At 71.4% G+C, this 15,481-nt stretch carries 12 protein-coding genes; 11 read left to right on the top strand and 1 reads right to left on the bottom strand.

The features are described from left to right. The first annotated feature begins 8 nt into the window (after positions 1 to 8). The 7 genes from pilQ (at position 9) to RHOFW104R8_RS00625 (ending at position 9,338) form a co-directional block, all read left to right on the top strand. Complete coding sequence (gene pilQ / locus RHOFW104R8_RS00655) at positions 9 to 2,156, top strand: type IV pilus secretin PilQ (protein ID WP_068092638.1); 2,148 nt, start codon at positions 9 to 11, stop codon at positions 2,154 to 2,156. Between the two features lie 180 nt (positions 2,157 to 2,336). After that, entirely contained in the window at positions 2,337 to 3,332 is a 996-nt protein-coding gene (locus RHOFW104R8_RS00650; protein WP_068092641.1) for a MoxR family ATPase, read from the top strand. Further along, positions 3,329 to 4,264, top strand: a complete 936-nt coding sequence (locus tag RHOFW104R8_RS00645; RefSeq protein WP_068092644.1) for a DUF58 domain-containing protein — start codon at positions 3,329 to 3,331, stop codon at positions 4,262 to 4,264. Before RHOFW104R8_RS00650 ends, RHOFW104R8_RS00645 begins: the two co-directional genes overlap by 4 nt. Beyond that, positions 4,261 to 4,779, top strand: a complete 519-nt coding sequence (locus RHOFW104R8_RS00640) for a DUF4381 domain-containing protein (RefSeq protein WP_068092646.1) — start codon at positions 4,261 to 4,263, stop codon at positions 4,777 to 4,779. The genes RHOFW104R8_RS00645 and RHOFW104R8_RS00640 overlap by 4 nt, the downstream gene beginning before the upstream one ends. Further along, positions 4,772 to 5,755 (top strand): VWA domain-containing protein, encoded by a 984-nt coding sequence (locus tag RHOFW104R8_RS00635; protein ID WP_068092649.1) that lies wholly within the window; start codon positions 4,772 to 4,774, stop codon positions 5,753 to 5,755. Before RHOFW104R8_RS00640 ends, RHOFW104R8_RS00635 begins: the two co-directional genes overlap by 8 nt. Continuing rightward, positions 5,752 to 7,638: a tetratricopeptide repeat protein gene (locus RHOFW104R8_RS00630; protein ID WP_068092652.1), complete on the top strand. Its 1,887-nt coding sequence runs from the start codon at positions 5,752 to 5,754 to the stop codon at positions 7,636 to 7,638. The genes RHOFW104R8_RS00635 and RHOFW104R8_RS00630 overlap by 4 nt, the downstream gene beginning before the upstream one ends. Before the next feature lie 32 nt (positions 7,639 to 7,670). Further along, entirely contained in the window at positions 7,671 to 9,338 is a 1,668-nt protein-coding gene (locus RHOFW104R8_RS00625) for a BatD family protein (protein WP_068092656.1), read from the top strand. A 78-nt stretch (positions 9,339 to 9,416) separates the two neighbouring features. Here the strand turns inward: RHOFW104R8_RS00625 and RHOFW104R8_RS00620 are convergent, their stop codons facing one another. Continuing rightward, positions 9,417 to 9,935 carry an O-acetyl-ADP-ribose deacetylase gene (locus RHOFW104R8_RS00620; protein WP_068092657.1) on the bottom strand — a complete coding sequence of 173 codons (519 nt, stop codon included), beginning with the start codon at positions 9,933 to 9,935 and terminating at the stop codon, positions 9,417 to 9,419. A gap of 72 nt (positions 9,936 to 10,007) precedes the next feature. On the opposite strand from RHOFW104R8_RS00620, the gene RHOFW104R8_RS00615 reads away from it, so the two are divergent. From RHOFW104R8_RS00615 to RHOFW104R8_RS00600, 4 genes are all read left to right on the top strand, one after another. Beyond that, on the top strand, positions 10,008 to 10,463 hold the full coding sequence (locus RHOFW104R8_RS00615; protein WP_068092660.1) for a MarR family winged helix-turn-helix transcriptional regulator: 456 nt from the start codon (positions 10,008 to 10,010) through the stop codon (positions 10,461 to 10,463). A 224-nt stretch (positions 10,464 to 10,687) separates the two neighbouring features. Next, on the top strand, positions 10,688 to 11,809 hold the full coding sequence (locus tag RHOFW104R8_RS00610) for an efflux RND transporter periplasmic adaptor subunit (protein ID WP_068092713.1): 1,122 nt from the start codon (positions 10,688 to 10,690) through the stop codon (positions 11,807 to 11,809). Continuing rightward, the gene (locus RHOFW104R8_RS00605; RefSeq protein ID WP_068092664.1) at positions 11,806 to 14,940 is read left to right on the top strand and encodes an efflux RND transporter permease subunit; all 3,135 of its coding nucleotides are present in this window, start codon (positions 11,806 to 11,808) and stop codon (positions 14,938 to 14,940) included. Before RHOFW104R8_RS00610 ends, RHOFW104R8_RS00605 begins: the two co-directional genes overlap by 4 nt. Before the next feature lie 30 nt (positions 14,941 to 14,970). Further along, positions 14,971 to 15,363 (top strand): hypothetical protein, encoded by a 393-nt coding sequence (locus tag RHOFW104R8_RS00600; protein ID WP_068092665.1) that lies wholly within the window; start codon positions 14,971 to 14,973, stop codon positions 15,361 to 15,363. The last annotated feature ends 118 nt before the right edge of the window (positions 15,364 to 15,481 follow it).

The raw sequence follows: 15,481 nt of genomic DNA, 5'->3' as shown, positions 1-15,481 counted from the left end.
GCCGTGTCATGCGCCATGCGTGCCGTTACTTGTCGATGTGCCTGCTGATCGTCGGCGCCGCCTGGGCCAGCGTCGCGGTGGCCGCCACCACCACGCTGAAGAACATCAGCTACGACGCGCTGCCCGGCGGCGGCGTCGAGTTGCGCATGGACTTCGGCGGCGGCCCGGTGCCGCAGCCGAAGATCTTCACCACGAACAACCCGCCGCGCATCGCGGTCGATTTCTCCGACACCGACAACGCGGCGCCGCGGCACCTGGACATCGGCAAGGGCTCGACCTCCGGCGTGTCCGCGGTGTCGGCCGGCGGCCGCACCCGCGTGGTGGTCGAGCTGATGCGCGAGTCGAGCTACCGCTCGCGGGTCGACGGCAACAGCCTGGTGCTGACGGTCGACAACGGCAGCGCGAGCCAGGCCGTCACCACCGCGTCCACGATCGATCCGACCAAGGCGCTGCCTTCGGCCTCGAACGGCCCGGCCATCTCCAACATCGACTTCCGTCGCGGTCCGAACGGCGAAGGCCGCGTGCTGATCGACTTCAGCGGCAGCGGCGCGAACGCCGACATGACCCGCAAGGGCGACAAGGTGCTGGTCACCATCGACCATGCGAGCCTGCCGGCCAACCTGGCCCAGCGCCTGGATACGATGGACTTCGCCACGCCGGTGCAGTCCATCGTCACCCGCGCCGGCGCCGGCGGCGGCGCGCGCATGGAAATCGCGGTCAAGGGCAACGTCGAGACCTCCGCCTACCAGACCGCCAACCAGTACGTGGTGGAAGTGGCGCCGAAGAGGGCCGAGGACAAGCCGGCCGATCGCCTGGCTCGGCTCACCCAGGAGCCGAACTACAACGGCAAGCGCGTCACCTTCAACTTCCAGGACATCCCGGTGCGCTCGGCGCTGCAGCTGATCGCCGACATCTCCGGCCTCAACCTGGTCGCTTCCGACAGCGTCGGCGGCAGCGTCACGCTGCGCCTGGTCAACGTGCCGTGGGATCAGGCGCTGGACGTGATCCTGCGCGCCAAGAGCCTGGACAAGCGCCGCAACGGCAACGTGGTGTGGGTCGCGCCGCAGGCCGAGCTGGCCAAGTACGAGCAGGACGTGGCCGACGCCAAGCTGAAGGCGCAGGACACCGCCGAACTGGTCACCGACTACGTGCCGATCAGCTACGGCAAGGCGGCGGACATCGCCAAGCTGCTGACCAGCGGCAGCATGCAGGGCGGCGGTGGCGCCGGCGGCGGCGCCAGCACCCAACGCGGCTTCCTGTCGCCGCGCGGCAGCGTGTCGTTCGACACGCGCACCAATACGCTGCTGCTCAACGACACGCCGGAGAAGATCAAGCAGCTGCGTGAACTGATCGCCGTGCTGGACAAGCCGGTGCAGCAGGTGCTGATCGAGTCGCGCATCGTGGTCGCCTCCGACGACTTCACCCGCGAGCTGGGCACGAAGTTCGGCGTCACCGGCCGGGTGAACAACACCCAGTTCCAGAACGCCGCCGCGGCGACGCCGGCCCTGACCGCGGGCCTCGGCGGCGGCAACGTGACCAGCGGCGGCCTCAACGTGAACCTGCCGGTCAGCCCGGCGGCCGGAACCTTCGGCCTGGCCATCCTCGGCGCCAACTACGCGATCGACCTGGAGCTCTCCGCCGCGCAGACCGAGGGTCGCGGCGAGGTGATCTCCAGCCCGCGGGTGATCACCGCGAACCAGCAGGAAGCCGTGATCCGCCAGGGCCAGGAAATCGGCTACGTCACGTTCCAGAACAGCGCGGGCAGCGGCGCCGGCAGCGGCACCGCCACGGTGCAGTTCAAGGACGCCGTACTGGAACTGAAGGTGACCCCGACGATCACCGCTGACAACCGCGTCTACCTGATGATCAACGTCAAGAAGGATGCGCTCGCCGGCTACGTCGACGCACCGGGCAGCGGCAAGATCCCGACCATCGACACCCGCGAGATCAACACCTCGGTGCTGGTCGACAACGGGCAGACGGTAGTGCTGGGCGGCATCTACGAGATCAACAAGGCCAACACGATGACCAAGGTGCCCGGCCTGGGCGACATCCCCGGCGTCGGCGTGCTGTTCCGCAAGACCTCGCGGACGAACACCAAGGCCGAGCTGTTGATCTTCGTGACGCCGCGCATCCTCAGCGCCTCGTTGCAATAGGCCTGGCGCGCATGCATCGAAAGAGGCGGCTTCGGCCGCCTCTTTTTTTGCGTCGTCCGGCGGGGCGGTGCCGGGCGGACTAAACTTCCGGCGCCGGCGATGGTCTTTAGCTCGCCGCCCGACCCCGCGCCTGCCTGCTCTGCACGCCGGGCCGTTGTCACGCCAAGCACGGAACCCTACATGGACATGCCCGAAACCCACCCGCCGACCCGCCTGCAGCAGTCGTTCGTGCAGCTGCGCGGCGACCTGCAGCAGTGCATCATCGGCCAGCCGCACCTGATCGACTGCCTACTGGTGGCCTTGCTGGCCGACGGCCACCTGCTGGTCGAGGGCGCCCCCGGCCTGGCCAAGACCACCGCGGTGAAGGCGCTGGCGGCGCGGGTCGAGGCGGATTTCCACCGCGTGCAGTTCACCCCCGACCTGCTGCCGGCCGACCTCACCGGCACCGACGTGTTCCGTCCGCAGTCGGGCAGCTTCGAGTTCGAGCGCGGCCCGCTGTTCCACAACATCATCCTCGCCGACGAGATCAACCGTGCGCCGGCCAAGGTGCAGTCGGCGCTGCTGGAGGCGATGGCCGAGCAACAGATCACCGTCGGCCGCCGCACCTGGCCGCTGCCCGAACTGTTCATGGTGATGGCCACGCAGAACCCGATCGAGCAGGAGGGCACGTTCACCCTGCCGGAAGCCCAGCTCGACCGTTTCCTGATGCACGTGACGATCGGCTATCCGGATGCCGCCGCCGAGCTGGCGATCCTCAAGCTGGCGCGCGAGCAGGCCAGCCGTCGCGCCCATCCGGTTGCCGCGCCGCCGGCCCTGCTGAGCCAGGCCGACGTGTTCGCCGCGCGCGACGCGGCGATGGCGGTGCACATGGCGCCGGCGCTGGAGGAATACCTGACCCAGCTGGTGCTGGCCACCCGCGATGCCGGCCGCTACGGGCCCGAGCTGAAGCGCTGGATCGCCTGGGGCGGCAGCCCGCGCGCCACCATCGCGCTGGACCGCTGCTCGCGTGCGCAGGCGTGGCTGGCCGGCCGCGATTACGTGCTGCCGGAAGACGTGCACGCGATCGCCCACGAGGTGCTGCGCCATCGCGTGCTGCTCAGCTACGAGGCGGAAGCCGAGGGCGTGCGTCCGGACCAGGTGATAGCCCGCCTGCTGGATCTCGTGCCGCTGCCATGAACGTTGCCGCGTCACACCGTGCGGAGGGCGATGGCCGCAGCCGGGTCGCCTTGTCCGAGCTGCTGGCGCTGCGCGCGCGGGTCGGTCGCGCGCGCATGGCGCCGCTGCTCAGCCGCGCCGCGCGCAGCGGCCAGCAGTCCAGCCGTCTGTACGGCCGCGGCATGGACTACGCCGAGTCGCGCGTCTACCAGGCCGGCGACGACGTGCGCCGGCTCGACTGGCGGCTCACCGCGCGCAGCGGCAAGCTGCATACCAAGCTGTTCCAGGAGGACCGCGAAGGCTGCCTGCTGATCCTGCTCGACACCCACGCCAGCATGCGCTTCGGTACCCGCGTGCGCTTCAAGTCGGTGCAGGCGGCGCGCGCCGCCGCCGCCGCCGCGTGGTACGCGGTGCGCGCCGGCGAGCGGGTCGGGGTGATGGCGTTCGGCCACGGCGACCCACTGCTGCGGCCCCAGGCCGGGCCGCGCGGCGCGCTGGCGGTGTGCGGCGCGCTGGCCGAATGGGATGCGCAGCCGGTGTCCGACCGGGTCGAGCCGTTGTCCGACGCCCTGGCCCGCGCCAGCCGTGTGCTGCACGGCGCCAGCCGCGTGCTGCTGGTCAGCGACGGCTTCAGCGGCGACGCGCTGGCCCGGCAGCGCCTGCTCGACCTGGGCCGGCACGCCGGCGTCAGCGTGCTGGTGGTGGCCGATCCGCTCGAACTGGCGCCGGCGCCGCCGGGGCGCTACCCGTTCGAACACGCCGGCGAGCGCTGCGAAGTACTGCTGCAGTCCGAACGCCAACGCAGCGACTTCCGGCAGGCGCTGGGCGCCGGCCCGGCGCGGCTGGGCGAGCTGGCGCAATCGCTGGGCCTGCGCTGGAACAGCATCGACACCGCTGCCGATGCGTTCGATGCGGTCAGCAGCCTGCTCGGTGCGCGGAGAACAGCGCGATGATGCCGCCGCCCGTGCCATCGCCCGGCCCGCAGCTGCGCGACATCCACCTGCCGCCCGCGCCGTCCTGGTGGCCGCCGGCACCGGGCTGGTGGATGCTGGCGGTGCTGCTGCTGGCATTGTCGTTGCTCGGCATCGGGTGGTGGCGCCGGCGGCGCCGTGTGCTGTACCGGCACCGACAGGTGCTGGATGAACTCGAGCGGATCGCCGGGCAGCACCGGCGCGATGGCGATGGGCCCGCGTTGGCGAGCGAGCTGCACCAGTTGCTGCGTCGTGTGGCGCGCCAGCACGACGCGCAGGCTGCGCGGCAACGCGGCGACGCCTGGCGGCAGACGCTGGCGCGGGTGCCGATCGACGCCGCCACGCTGCAGCAACTGCTGGCGCTGGACCAGCGGATCTATCGACTCCCCGCATCGTTCGACCATGCAGCCAGCGTGGCGGCCGTGCGGACGTGGCTGCGGCTGGCGTTGAAACCAGCGAGCTGGAAACCGTCCGCGACGGAGCATGCCGATGCCTGAGTTCGCCTGGCCGTGGGTGATCGTGCTGCTGCCGCTGCCGTGGCTGCTGCGGCGCTGGCTGCGCCCGGCCGCGCCGGGGCAGGCGCTGCGCCTGCCGCAGCCTGGCGTGCGGCTGGCCGTCGTCGCCGGCAACCGCGCGCATGGCGCCACGCCGTGGCTGCTGGCGCTGGCCTGGCTGTGTCTGCTGGCCGCGGCGGCGCGACCGCAATGGATCGGCCCGCTGCAGACGCAGCAGCGCAGCGGGCGCGGGCTGATGCTGGCGGTGGACCTGTCCGGCAGCATGCGCACCGAGGACATGCAGCTGGCCGGGCAACCGGTCAGCCGCTTCGGCGCGGTGGAGGCGATCGCCGGCGACTTCATCGATCGCCGCGGCGGCGACGAGATGGGCCTGGTCCTGTTCGGCAGCCAGGCCTTCCTGGTGACGCCGCTGACCTACGATCTCGGCGCCGTGCGCGCGCAGCTGCAGGGCGCGGCGGTGGGGCTGGCCGGCACCGAGACGGCGATCGGCGACGCCATTGCGGTGGCGGTGAAGCGGCTGGCCGCGCTGCCCGAGCAGGCGCGCGTGCTGGTGCTGCTCACCGATGGCGTCAACAATGCCGGCAGCATCTCGCCGCGCGATGCGGCGCGCGCGGCGAAGGCCGCCGGCGTGCGCATCTACACCATCGGCATCGGCGCCACGCGCATGCGCATCCCCGGTTTCTTCGGCAGCCAGCTGGTCAATCCTTCTGCCGACCTCGATGCCGGCATGCTCACCGACATCGCCACGCAGACCGGCGGGCGCTTCTTCCGCGCCACCGACAGCGGCGAGCTGGCCGAGGCCTACCGCGCGATCGACGCGCTGGAACCGATGCCGCAGCGCGGCCCCAGTCTGCGCCCGCGCCACGAGCTGTTCCGCTGGCCGCTGCTCGCGGCGATCGCGCTGCTGCTGGCGATCGTGCCGCGCCGCTTCGCGCGCGCGCGGGGGCTGTCGGCATGAGCGAGCTGCTGCAGCAGTTCCATTTCCTGCGGCCGTGGTGGCTGGCCGCCTTGCTCGCGCTGCCGCTGCTGGGCTGGCTGGGCACGCGGCGCAGCACGGCGCAGCTCGAATTGTCGCGGCTGGTCGACGCCGAGCTGCTGCCGCACCTGCTGAGCGGTCGGGAGGGCAGGCGCAGCCTGCCGCTCTGGCTGTTCGCGCTGGGCTGGACGCTGTGCGCGCTGGCCCTGGCCGGGCCGGCCTGGAGCCGCGTCGAGCAGCCGCTGTACGCCAGTCGTGCCGTGCAGGTGGTGGCGATCTCGCTGTCGCAGCACATGCTGGCGCGCGACGTGACGCCGAGCCGGCTCGATCGTGCGCGCTACAAGGCGCGCGACCTGCTGCACGCCAACCAGGACGGCCTCAACGCCCTGGTCGGCTACGCCGGCGAAGCGTTCGTGGTGGCGCCACTGACTGCTGATGCGAACAGCCTCGATGACCTGCTCGACGCGATGGCGCCGGACACCATGCCGGTGGATGGCGACAACGCGGCGGCGGCGATCGAGCGCGGTGCGGCGCTGGTCCGTGACGGCAAGGCCGGCGGCGGTTCGCTGGTGCTGATCACCGACCAGGCCGATGCGGCCGCCGATGCGGCCGCGCGCAAGGCACGTGCGGCCGGCGTGCAGGTCTCCGTGCTCGGCGTGGGCACGCCGCAGGGCGGCCCGGTACCCATGCCCGACGGCGGCTTCCTGCGCGATGCGCAGGGCGGCATGCTGCTGGCCCGCCGCGACGATGCGGCGCTGGCGGCGCTGGCGGCGGCCGGCGGCGGTCGCTACGTGGCGATGACGACGGATCGGGGCGATATCGACGCGCTGCACGCGCAACTGCGCAACGCGAAGGCGACCCTGGCGGACGGCCAGCATGGCGACCAGTGGCAGGATCGCGGCGCCTGGCTGCTGCTGCCGCTGCTGCCGCTGGTGGCGCTGGCGTTCCGCCGCGGCTGGCTGCTGTCGCTGCCATGGGTGCTGCTGCCGCTGCTGCCGGGCACGGCGTCGGCCACCACATGGCAGGACCTGTGGCAGCGTCCCGACCAGCAGGCTGCGCAGGCATTGCGCCACGGCCATGCGAAGCGCGCGCAGCAGCTTGCGCGCGATCCCGCCTGGCGCGGCGCCGCCGCGTATCGCGCCGGCGACTACGCCGCGGCGGCGCAGGCACTGCCGCAGGCGCTCGGCAGCGATGCGGCGTACAACCTGGGCAACACGCTGGCGAAACAGGGCGCGTACCCGCAGGCGATCGCCGCCTACGACCGCGCGTTGCGACTCGACCCGGCCAATGCCGACGCCAGGGCGAACCGCCAGGCGCTCGAGGACTGGCTGCGCCGGCAGCACCCGCAGCCGTCGGACCAGAAGCAGCACGAGGGCCACGACGGCCAGAAGAACGCGTCGTCGCCGGGCGAGCAGGGCAAGGCCGGCAAGCAGGATGCGAAGAACCCGTCATCCGCAGCGGAGAACGCCGAGCCGTCCGGCCAGTCGGGCCAGGACGGCAAGTCGCAGTCGCAGGATCCCTCCGGCAAGGATGAATCGCGGCAGGGCAAGTCGGAGTCGGGCGGCGCCGACCAGCCCGCGCCGCAGACCGCGCAGCAGCAGGCCGAGCAGCGGGCGCAGGCGGAGCAGGCCCGGCAGGCGCTGAAGCGGCAGATGGACGCGGCGCTGGCCAGGCCGGGCGAGCGCCCGTCGGAGCACCAGCTCGGTGCGCCGGCCGAGGACGATCCGCAGGCGAAGCTGCCGGCCGACCTGCGCCACGCCCTGCAGCGCGTGCCGGACGATCCCGGCGCCCTGCTGCGGCGCAAGTTCGAACTGGAATACCAGCAGCGCCACGGCGGCGCACCGAGCGAGGATCAACAGCCGTGAAGCTTCGACATGTCGTGTGCAGCTGTCTGCTGATGCTGGCCTGGATTCCCGCGCTGGCCGGCGCCGCCGAGGTCACGGCCACGCTGGATCGCGACCACGTGCAGCTGGGCGAGACGGTGACGCTGAACGTGCGCGTGGACGGCGACACCGGCGGCGTCGCCACGCCCGACCTGCGCGCCCTGGCGCCGGATTTCCAGGTGCTGAGCACCTCGCAGAACAGCAGCCTCAGCGTGATCAACGGCAGGGCCAGCTCCGCGCTGGTCTTCGGCGTGGCGCTGCGCCCGCGCCACACCGGTACGCTGCAGATCCCCGCGCTGAGCGTGGCCGGTGGCCGCACTGCGCCGCTGCAGCTCGAGGTGGCCGCGCCGGATCCGGCTGCGGCCGCGGCGACGCACCAGGATGTCTTCATGGAGTCGCAGGTCGAGCCGGCGCAAGGCTACGTCGGCCAGCAGCTGACGTATGCGGTGCGGCTGTACTACGCCGGTCGCATCGGCGGCGACGCGCCGGACATGCCGCAGATCGATGGCGTGGAGGTCAGCCCGCTCGGCAAGGGCCTCAACTACGACACTGTGCGCGGCGGCCGCAGCTATCACGTGCTGGAGCTGCGCTACGCGCTGATCCCCCAGCATGCCGGCAGGATCGAGATCCCCGCAATGGATTTCCAGGGCGAGGCGGCCGATCCGCGTGACCCGAGCAGCTTCTTCGGCGCCACCGTTCCGGTCAGCGCCAGCGCGCCGGCGCAGACGATCGAGGTGAAACCGGCGCCGGCCGGCTGGGGCGCCAGCGCGTGGCTGCCGGCGCGCCAGCTGAGCCTGGGCCTGGACGGCTGGCCCACCGCGCAGGATGCGCCGCCGCGGGTCGGCCAGCCGCTCAACCTCACCATGGACCTGCAGGCCACCGGCCTGTCGTACGAGGCGCTGCCGGCGCTGAGCCTGCCGCCGCTGGATGGCGCCACCGTGTACCCGGACAAGCCGGTCGCCGGCAACCGCCAGGACGGCCAGTGGATCACCGGCCGGCGCCAGCAGGCGTTCGCGATCGTGCCCGAGCGCGCCGGCACGCTGACCATCCCCGCCACCACGCTGAAGTGGTGGAACGTGCTGACCGACCGGATGGAGGTGGCGCAGATCCCCGCGCACACCGTCACCGTGCTGCCGGCGGTCGGTACCGCCGCCGCATCGCCCGCCGCGACGGTCCCGGCCGCACACGGCGAGGTTCCGGCGTTGACCGCGACGGCCGCGATGCCGGCCACGCCATGGCGCCGGATCGCGCTGGCCAGTTTCGGCCTGTGGCTGCTCAGTGTGCTGGCCTGGTGGTGGTGGCGTCGCCGGCGCGCATCGCCGATGCCGGTGCCGGTAGCGGCGCGCCCTTCGGCGCGCAGCGGCCGGCTGGCCTTCCTCGCCGCGGCACGCGGCAACGACCCCGCCGCGCAGGTACGCACCCTGCTGGCCTGGGCGCGTGCGGAGCGGCCGATGATCCAGCATCTGGGTGAACTGTCGGCAGCACTCGACGACGCGGCGCAGCGCGGTGCGATCGCCGCCCTGCAGCAACGCCACTACGCCGGAACGCCGTTGCCGGACAGTGGGGCGAATACCGGGACGAACCTGGCGCAGGCCTTCAAGCGCGGCTTCGCCTGGCGTGCCGCGGAGGCGACCGGCGAGGACACTGGGCTACCGCCGCTGTATCCGTTCAAGCTGCATTGAACGGCTCGCGCCGTAGGGCGGGCACTGCCCGCCGCTCTGCGCCCGCTCGGTGGGAAAAGCCGGCGGGCTGTACCCGCCCTACGGCGCCAGCGCGCGCTGGAACACCGCGCGCATGGCATCGCTGAAGCAGCACAGCGTCACCTCGATGCTGTCCTCGCGGGCCAGCTCGTCGCGCAGGGTGGCTGTGGCCACGGCGGCGGCCTGCTCGGCGGGGTAGCCGTAGACGCCGCAGCTGATCGCCGGGAACGCGATGCTGCCCAGCCGGCGTTCGCGCAGCAGGCGCAGCGCGTTGCGATGGCAGCGCGCCAGCAGTTCGGCCTCGCCGTCGTCGCCGCCGCGCCAGACCGGCCCCACCGTGTGGATCACCCAGCGTGCGGGCAGCGCGAAGCCGGGCGTGATGCGCGCCTCGCCGGTGAGGCAGCGCACGCCGGGGGCGGATTCGGGCAACGCCCGGCAGGCCTGCAGCAGGGCCGGCCCGGCCGCGCGGTGGATCGCGCCGTCCACGCCGCCGCCGCCGAGCAAGCCGGGATTGGCCGCATTGACGATGGCGTCCACGGACAGGCGGGTGATGTCGGCGTGGATGATCCGGATAGGCATGGCTTCGCGGGAGCTGACGGCTTGGCTTATGCTTCGGGCGGGCATTCGGGCGCGGCGGAGTGGCAACGGACCATGGCGAAAACGGAAGACATCTCCTTCGGCTACCTGCTCAGCGACGTGACCTTGCTGTTCCGCAAGCACTTCGACCGGCGCGCGGTGAAATTCGGGCTGACCCGCGCGCAATGGCGCGCGACCAAGGTGTTGTACCACCGCGAGGGCCTGCGGCAAACCGAGCTGGCCGAGTTCCTGGAAATGGAGCCGATCGCGGTGGGCCGGGTGATCGACCGGCTGCAGGCGGCCGGCTTCGTCGAGCGCCGGCCCGACCCGAAGGACCGCCGCGCCTGGCGGCTGTACGTCACCGAGCAGGCGCGGGTGATCGTGGGCGACATGGAGCTCATCGCGCGCGAGCTGCGCAAGGACGCCACCCTCGGCATCGGCCACGACGAACTGCAGCAGGCGCTGGCGGTGATCGGCCGGATCAAGGACAACCTGCAGGCGCTGGAGCAGGGCGACAGCGGCAGTCCCTGATCCGTGCCCGTGGCGTGCCGGCCAGTGCCATTGGTCGGGGTCATCCGCGGCACGATCCGCAGCATAGTAGGGGGCCGGCGTGGCCTGCGGCGGGTCAACCCGCGGCCGCCGCGCGCGTTGTAACAAAACTGATGCATCGTCGTCGGCGCCCGTGGCGCCTCTTGCCGCACCAGAACCCCGCCATTGCCACCGTGCGTGGCGCGAAGATCGAGAAGCCCCCGCGCATGTCCCGGAAAAAAATCGTCCTGGTGCTGGCCGTCCTGCTGGCGGTCGCCCTGGCCCTGCACTTCGGCCGCGGCACCGGCGCCAGCGGCAAGGCCGCCAGGGCGCCAGCGGCGGTGCCGGTCGAGGTGGCCAGCGCCACCCGGGGCGACGTCGAGCTTTCGCTGAAGCTGGTCGGCCGGGTCGAGGCCTGGTCGACGGTGAGCCTGCGCGCGCGGGTTTCCGGCCAGCTCCAGTCGCTGTCGTTCACGCCCGGCGCGCTGGTGCGCAAGGGCAGCGTGCTGGCGCAGATCGACCCGCGGTTGCTGCAAGCGCAGCTGGACCAGGCGCGCGGCAGCGTGGCGCGCGACCAGGCGCTGCTGCAGAAGGCGCAGGCCGACCAGCGGCGCTACGCCGACATGCTGGCCAGGGGCTTCGTCTCGAAGGCGGACTACGACCTGTACCAGGCCAACCTGGCGGTGGCCCGCGCCACCCTGCAGAGCGACCGGGCGGCGCAGGAGCTGGCGCAGACCCAGCTCGACTACGCGTGCATCGTCGCCCCGTTCGACGGCATCGCCGGCGCGCCGCTGGCATGGCCGGGCGCGCAGATCAGCGCCGACAGCACCGACATCGTGGTGCTCAACCAGGTCGAGCCGGTGCGCGTGGCGTTCAACATCCCCGAGGACAGCCTGCCCGCCGTGCGCGCCGCGCAGCGGCAGGGTGCGCTCGCCGTGCAGGTGGCGGTTTCCGGCGACCGCGCGGCACCACTCACCGGCACGCTGGAATTCATCGACAACGCGGTGGACGCCGCCACCGGCACCATCGTGCTGAAGGCGCGCTTCGACAACGCCGGGCACCGGCTCACCCCGGGCCAGTTCGTGCAGGTGGTGCTGCCCACCACGCGCCTCGCCGACGCGGTCAGCGTGCCGGTGCATGCGCTGCAGAGTTCCAGTGGCGGCAATTTCGTGTTCGTGCTCGGCGCCGACGGCAAGGTGCAGCAGCGCTACGTTACCCCCGGCCCGACCAGCGCCGGACGCACGGTGATCGACAAGGGCCTGCAGGCCGGCGAGCAGGTGGTGACCGAAGGCCAGATGCTGCTGGTCGACGGCAGCGCCGTCGCCGTCAGGCAGGCTCCGCGCCGATGAACATCCCCGAGCTCTGCATCCGCCGCCCGGTGATGACCACGCTGCTGATGACGGCGCTGCTGGTGTTCGGCCTCGCCGCCTATCCGCAGCTGCCGGTGAACGAGCTGCCGAACGTCGACTTTCCCACCATCAGCATCAGCGCGAATCTCCCGGGCGCCTCGCCGGAGACGATGGCCTCGGCGGTGGCCACGCCGCTGGAGGGCCGGCTGTCGACGATCGCCGGGATCAGCTCGATGAGCTCGACCAGCGCGCTGGGCTCCACCTCGATCACGCTGAGCTTCGCGCTGGACCGCAACATCGACGCGGCGGCGCAGGATGTGCAGTCGGCGATCTCCTCGGCGCTGCGCCAGCTGCCGAAGGAGATGACCACGCCACCCACGTTCCGCAAGGTGAACCCGGCCGACGCGGCGATCCTGTACCTGGCGATGAGCTCGTCGACGCTGCCGCTGACCCAGGTCGACGAGTACGCCGAGACCGAGCTGGCGCAGCAGCTGTCGATGATCGAGGGCGTGGCCCAGGTGAACGTGTACGGCTCGCAGAAATACGCGGTGCGGATCGGCGTGGACCCGAACCGGCTGGCCGCCGCCGGCATCGGCATCGACCGGGTGCAGAACGCGATCGCCGAGGCCAACGTCAACCAGTCCACCGGCTCGCTGTACGGCAAGCGCCAGCAGCTGCCGATCCGCAGCGACGGCCAGCTGCTTCGCGCGGCCGCCTACAACGACGTGGTGGTGGCGTACCGCAACGGCGCGCCGGTGCACGTGGGCGACATCGGCCGGGCGCGCGACAGCGTGCAGGACGACCAGCGCAGCAGTTCGTACAACGGCAAGCAGGCGATCGTGCTGGCGATCCAGCGCCAGCCCGGCGCGAACACGGTGGCCACGGTGGACCGGATCATGGCGGTGCTGCCCAACTTCCGCGCCGGGCTGCCGCCGTCGATCACGCTGGACACGCTGTACGACCGCTCGCAGTCGATCCGCGACTCGGTCGACGACGTGCAGTTCACCCTGCTGCTGGCCGGCGCGCTGGTGGTGTTCGTGATCTACCTGTTCCTCGGCAACCTGTCCGCGACGCTGATCCCGGCGGTGGCGCTGCCGATCTCGGTGCTGGGCACGTTCGGCGTGATGTACGCGCTGGGCTACAGCCTGGACAATCTCTCGCTGCTGGCGCTGACCCTCGCGGTCGGCTTCGTGGTGGACGACGCGATCGTGATGCTGGAGAACATCGTGCGCCACATGGAAGCGGGCGTGCCGCCGTACCAGGCGGCGCTCAAGGGCGCCGGCGAGGTCGGCTTCACCATCTTCTCGATGACGCTGTCGCTGATCGCGGTGTTCATCCCGGTGATGTTCATGGGCGGCATCGTGGGCCGGCTGTTCCACGAGTTCGCGGTGGTGATCAGCGTGGCGATCCTGATCTCCGGCATCGTCGCGATCACGCTGACGCCGATGCTCTGCAGCCGCTTCGTCAAGGCGCACGACCACGACGGCCCTGACCAGAGCAGGAAGAACTGGCTGATCGCCGGCTTCGACCGCGGCTTCGGCGCCGTGCAGCGCGGCTACGCGAGCAGCCTGCGCTGGTGCATGGAGCGTCCGCGCCTGGTGCTGGCCGGTTTCGGCCTGAGCCTGCTGGCCACCGCGCTGCTGTTCTACGTGGTGCCGAAGGATTTCATCCCGGCCGGCGACAACGGCCAGCTGCGCGTCAACACGGAAGGGCCGGAGGACGTGTCGTTCGACGGCATGCTGGCGCGCCAGCAGCGGCTGGTCGACATCGTGGCTAAAGATCCGAACATCGCCGGCTACATGTCCACCGTGGGCGCCGGCGGCGCGCGCAGCACGATCAACAATGGCTCGATCCTGCTGCTGCTGAAGCCGGCACATGAACGCAAGCTCAGTCCGGACGGCATCATCCAGGAGTTGCGGCCGAAGCTGGCGACGGTGGCGGGTATCCGCAGCTACATCCAGAACGCACCGGCGATCCAGATCGGCGGGAGGCAGTCCAAGGCGCAGTACCAGTACACGCTGCAGTCGGTGAGCCTTGACCAGTTGTACGAGTGGAGCGGCAAGGTGACCCGGGCGTTCGCCGCGTTGCCGGGCTTCGAGGATGTCACCAACGACCTGGACCTCAACAGCCCCTCGATCATGGTCAAGGTGGACCGCGCCAAGCTGGCGCCGCTCGGCCTCACCATGGCGCAGGTGCAGGCCGCGCTGGGCATCGGCTTCGGCCAGAACCAGGTCTCCACCATCTACGGCTCGGCCACGCAGTACTGGGTGATCCTGCAGGTCGAGCGCAGGCTGCAGGACGACCCGGCGGTGCTGTCGCAGCTGTACGTCACCTCGAACAGCGGCAGCCTGGTGCCGCTCAGCGCGGTGGCCGGTTTCTCGCGCGAGCCGCAGGCGCTGACCGTGAACCACCAGGGCCAGTTGCCGGCGGTAACGGTGTCGTTCAATCTGGCGCCCGGCGTGTCGCTCAGCGATGCGGTGACCAGCATCAACGGCGCGATGGACACGATGGGCCTGCCGGCGACCATCAGCGGCAGCGTGCAGGGCACCGCGCAGGCGTTCCAGCAGTCCATGCAGGGCATGGGCATGCTGTTGCTGCTGGCGGTGTTCGTGATCTACCTGGTGCTGGGCATCCTGTACGAGAGCTTCATCCACCCGCTGACGATCCTGTCCGGCCTGCCGGCGGCGGCGGTGGGCGCGCTGCTGACCTTGGCGATCTTCCACGCCTCGCTGGACCTGTTCGCCTTCGTCGGCATCGTGATGCTGATCGGCATCGTCAAGAAGAACGCGATCATGCTGATCGATTTCGCGCTGGAGCGGCAGCGCGAGGAAGGCATGTCGCCGGCGCAGGCGATCGCCGATGCCTGCCGCGTGCGCTTCCGCCCGATCATGATGACCACCATGGCCGCCTTCGCCGGCACCCTGCCGATCGCGCTGGGCATCGGCGCCGGCGCCGAGGTGCGCCGTTCGCTGGGCCTGGCCGTGGTCGGCGGCCTGGTGTTCTCCCAGGTGCTCACGCTGTACCTGACGCCGGTGATCTACCTCGCCATGGACCGGCTGCAGCGGCGCTTCCAGCGGTCGGGCAGGGCGCTGCCGGTGCAGTACTTGCCGCGTCCGCCCGACGGCGGCTAGGCTGGCCGCTCCGTCGTCGAGGGAGCGGACATGCGCAGCCTGGTATCGGTCGTCAGCGTATTCGTCACCGTCGCCGGGATGGCCATCGGCGCCGCTGCCTGCGCCGGCACGCCAGCGCAAATGGATGCCGCGGCGCTGCAGGCCTGGGCCGGCAGGCCATGGGACAAGGCCGCGCTGATGAACAGCACGGTGGAGGCGGGCCGCTACCGCGGCGTGCCGGTGGTCGCCGAATTCCCCTGCGCCGACGTCTGCCCGCAGTACACCGTGCGCATCATCCACTACCGGCTGCCGCCGGACGCTTCCTGCGCCAGCGTGGGCGGCGTGGAGAAGGAAGTGCTGGTGCCGGTCGCGATCGCCGTGATGCCGAAGACGTTCTGCATCCCCGAGCCGCTGGTGGCGTCGGGGTCGTATTACGCGAAGTAGCGCTTGGTTCCTCCCCCTGCTTGCAGGGGGAGGTAGGAGGGGGTGACCTTGCCCTCGAATTCCGCACCCCATAACCGAGGTCATGAGCTGGCTTGTTTGGCCTGATCGGTCAGCCAGT

This window comes from Rhodanobacter sp. FW104-R8, assembly GCF_001617365.1.
Taxonomy (GTDB): Bacteria; Pseudomonadota; Gammaproteobacteria; order Xanthomonadales; family Rhodanobacteraceae; genus Rhodanobacter.
The sequence above is the reverse complement of the archived record's forward strand: the minus strand, read 5'-3'. Positions and strand labels throughout refer to the sequence as shown.

Bases quoted from the DNA above. Each gene is read 5' to 3' on its own strand.
- RHOFW104R8_RS00650 (WP_068092641.1), top strand. From the start codon at position 2,337: ATGGACATGCCCGAAACCCACCCGCCGACCCGCCTGCAGCAGTCGTTC.
- RHOFW104R8_RS00610 (WP_068092713.1), top strand. From the start codon at position 10,688: ATGTCCCGGAAAAAAATCGTCCTGGTGCTGGCCGTCCTGCTGGCGGTC.
- RHOFW104R8_RS00640 (WP_068092646.1), top strand. From the start codon at position 4,261: ATGATGCCGCCGCCCGTGCCATCGCCCGGCCCGCAGCTGCGCGACATC.
- RHOFW104R8_RS00635 (WP_068092649.1), top strand. From the start codon at position 4,772: ATGCCTGAGTTCGCCTGGCCGTGGGTGATCGTGCTGCTGCCGCTGCCG.
- RHOFW104R8_RS00615 (WP_068092660.1), top strand. From the start codon at position 10,008: ATGGCGAAAACGGAAGACATCTCCTTCGGCTACCTGCTCAGCGACGTG.
- RHOFW104R8_RS00645 (WP_068092644.1), top strand. From the start codon at position 3,329: ATGAACGTTGCCGCGTCACACCGTGCGGAGGGCGATGGCCGCAGCCGG.
- pilQ (WP_068092638.1), top strand. From the start codon at position 9: ATGCGCCATGCGTGCCGTTACTTGTCGATGTGCCTGCTGATCGTCGGC.
- RHOFW104R8_RS00620 (WP_068092657.1), bottom strand. From the start codon at position 9,935: ATGCCTATCCGGATCATCCACGCCGACATCACCCGCCTGTCCGTGGAC.
- RHOFW104R8_RS00600 (WP_068092665.1), top strand. From the start codon at position 14,971: ATGCGCAGCCTGGTATCGGTCGTCAGCGTATTCGTCACCGTCGCCGGG.
- RHOFW104R8_RS00625 (WP_068092656.1), top strand. From the start codon at position 7,671: ATGCTGGCCTGGATTCCCGCGCTGGCCGGCGCCGCCGAGGTCACGGCC.
- RHOFW104R8_RS00630 (WP_068092652.1), top strand. From the start codon at position 5,752: ATGAGCGAGCTGCTGCAGCAGTTCCATTTCCTGCGGCCGTGGTGGCTG.
- RHOFW104R8_RS00605 (WP_068092664.1), top strand. From the start codon at position 11,806: ATGAACATCCCCGAGCTCTGCATCCGCCGCCCGGTGATGACCACGCTG.